This window comes from Acidimicrobiia bacterium, from assembly GCA_029210695.1.
Classification (GTDB): Bacteria; Actinomycetota; Acidimicrobiia; order Spongiisociales; family JAHEDJ01; genus JAHEDJ01.
In genome coordinates, this window is record JARGFH010000177.1 from 1 (window position 1) to 515 (window position 515).

Genomic DNA, 515 nt, shown 5'->3' on the forward strand with positions numbered 1-515 from the left:
GAACCTGTCCCGAATAGGGCGGACTCCGCTTCCTTTTCCGCGCTTCTTCCCAGACTCGGGGAAGATAGTGAATTCGTCGGAATCAGGGGGCCAAGTCACGCGCGAGATTGCAGTTCGAATCTCGGCGAGTGCCTGGATGAAGCCGTCGGATTCGACGACATCTCCTCGGCGAATCAGCGGTATTTCGATAGCGAGGCGCATTGCAAGGAAACTATCGGCAGGCAGGGCCCTTATGTCAAACCTATCCCAAACGAACGGCGGCGTGCGGCCACCTGAACAGCCAGTATGGACTCCGCTTGGAGATCTACGGATCAGAAGGTTGGGGGTTCGAGGCGGATCAGGAGCCTGACCATCGAGTCCCTTCCGCGTGCCCTGTCAGAGCCCCGGAACCATAGGCGTTTCGCTCCGTTTCTGGGGTTGGCCGCCACCATCGGCCTGGCGGGCCAAACCAAGAAGCACGTTGAACAACTCGGGAGCGGCATCCGTTGGGCGCCACCCAAGCACCCTCACACGAT

Annotated in this window: 1 protein-coding gene; it reads right to left on the reverse strand. The window is 60.0% G+C overall.

What is annotated here, in order from left to right; all coding sequences use genetic code 11:
• The coding region (locus tag P1T08_18970) for a hypothetical protein (GenBank protein ID MDF1598152.1) at window positions 1-201 on the reverse strand (201 nt) is incomplete at its 3' end.
• Window positions 202-515 lie beyond the last annotated feature (314 nt).